Source organism: Haloferax sp. s1, from assembly GCF_058382125.1.
This window is the reverse complement of record NZ_JBZRPK010000204.1, coordinates 1-1899: the sequence shown is the minus strand read 5'-3', so window position 1 is coordinate 1899 and position 1899 is coordinate 1. Positions and strand designations below refer to the sequence as shown.

3 protein-coding genes are annotated in these 1899 nt (G+C 64.6%); all 3 read left to right on the top strand.

Features of this window, described 5'->3' with window-relative positions:
- Nucleotides 1-147 precede the first annotated feature (147 nt).
- Nucleotides 148-837 carry an SCO family protein gene (locus QT222_RS01695; RefSeq protein WP_231512926.1) on the top strand — a complete coding sequence of 230 codons (690 nt, stop codon included), beginning with the start codon at nucleotides 148-150 and terminating at the stop codon, nucleotides 835-837.
- 3 nt (nucleotides 838-840) lie between these two features.
- A complete protein-coding gene (locus QT222_RS01690) occupies nucleotides 841-1383 on the top strand; it encodes a TlpA family protein disulfide reductase (RefSeq protein WP_491476102.1) in 543 nt (180 codons plus the stop codon).
- Nucleotides 1380-1899 (top strand): cytochrome C biogenesis protein (locus QT222_RS01685; protein ID WP_491476101.1); only part of this gene is annotated, 520 nt, incomplete at its 3' end. The genes QT222_RS01690 and QT222_RS01685, both read left to right, overlap by 4 nt.

Genomic DNA, 1899 nt, shown 5'->3' with positions numbered 1-1899 from the left:
CAACCCCGACCTCCCCCCGCACGAACAACCGGCGCCCCGTGCGCCCCAGTCGGAACTCCCGCGCATCGCGAGAACCAGACTCGAGGAACTGAACGAACAGACGCACTCGTTGCTCTCGGACGAGGCCACCACGTCCACGGAAGAACCATGACTACTCCAACAACGCCCGTCAGTAGACGGACCGTGCTGAAGACGGCCGGTGCAGCGGCAATTACCGGTGTATCCGGGTGTCTCTCCGGACAGAATCGACCGAAGGGCGTCACGTTGGCTCCGCCGGACAACTACAAGAACCTCAAAGAAGCCGACCTCCCGTACCCAGTCTACGGCGAGAAACTCCCGGAAGTGACGGTCCCCGGAGTCGTCTCCGACCGACCGGTCACGACCACGGACTTCGTCGGCGAGCGACATCTCCTGCTGACGTTCGTCTACACGCGCTGTGAAGGCATCTGTCTCAACTTAGGCCAGAACTTGGTGCAGGTCCAAGCCCGAGCGGCGGAAGCCGGATTCACAGACGACATCGCACTCGGCGCGATAACCTTCGACCCGGAGCACGACACACCAGAACGGCTCAAATCGTGGGGCGCAGAACGCGGCTTCGATTACGACCTCGGCAACTGCTATCTCATGCGACCGAAGTCGGAACGTCGAGCCAGAGCCGTCGTCGAGGACACCTTCGGCGAGGCGTACAAACACGAAGAGGGTGCCAAGATGCCGTTTCTCCACACCGGACTCATCTTTCTGGTGAACGACGAGGGCGTCGTCGAGCGGGCGTACGCCGGAGACCCACCGAAGCCGACGACAGTCATCGAGGATGTCGAAGCGCTCGTCGGGGTGTAAACAGTGCGCCGACGCGACCTCCTCGCCGGACTCGCGGGTGCAGCAACGCTGGGTACCGGTGCCTACGCTGTCAGTGGAACCGACGTTCTCGGTAGCGACACGGACCGAATCGACCCCATCGAGCTGACGGCAGTCGACGCTCCCGGGAGTCCTGAACAGACGTTGACGGTCCCCGAACCGGGCCGCGTGACGCTCGTCGAATTCTTCGCTACGTGGTGTGATGTCTGTGCTGCGTCTATGACGCCGCTCGGAGAGGCGTACGACCGGGTCGGCGACGACGTGCAGTTCGTTTCGGTGACCAACGAGCCGCTCGGACACGCCGTCACCCGCGAGGAGATACGCGAGTGGTGGGTCGAACACGACGGGAACTGGCCCGTCGCACCCGACGAGGACCTCGCGCTCACGGAAGCCCTCGGTGCAAGCGCCGTCCCGATGGTGGCTATCCTCGATGCCGACAACGTCGTCACGTGGACCGCGAAGGGCAAACACTCCGCGGAGACCATCGGTAACCACATCACCGAGGCCGGTGGGGAAGGTGGCGGATGATTGGTGCTGAGACCGCAGGTGCGGCCACGCTCGCACTCGGCGCGGCCGTGGCGACGTTCTTCTCGCCGTGCGCGTACGCGCTGCTACCGGGCTACGTCGGCTACTACGTGTCGAGCGTCGACGACGATACCGAAGCGGATGTTCCGGTGATGGGCGCTCTCGTCCGTGGGAGTGCGGCATTTCTCGGCGTCGTGGTCGTCTTCGCCCTGCTATCGGCGGGGATACTCCTCGTCGGGCAGTCAATCGAACCCGTACTCGGTATGCTCGAACCGCTCGTCGGCGTCGGGTTGCTGGTGCTCGGGAGCGTAGTCCTCGTCGGCTACAGCCCGAATCTCCACGTCCAGTTGCCCGAGCGTCGGTCGTCGAAACTCGGGTTCGTGCTGTTCGGCGGGGGCTATGCTATCGCCGCCGCTGGCTGTGTGGCTCCGGTGTTCTTGGCGATTGTCCTCCGGGCAGTGACGTTCCCCCCGGCCCCGGCGCTCGTCGTTCTCGGCGCGTACACGGCCGGCTTCGGCG

Bases quoted from the DNA above. Each gene is read 5' to 3' on its own strand.
- QT222_RS01695 (WP_231512926.1), top strand. From the start codon at position 148: ATGACTACTCCAACAACGCCCGTCAGTAGACGGACCGTGCTGAAGACG.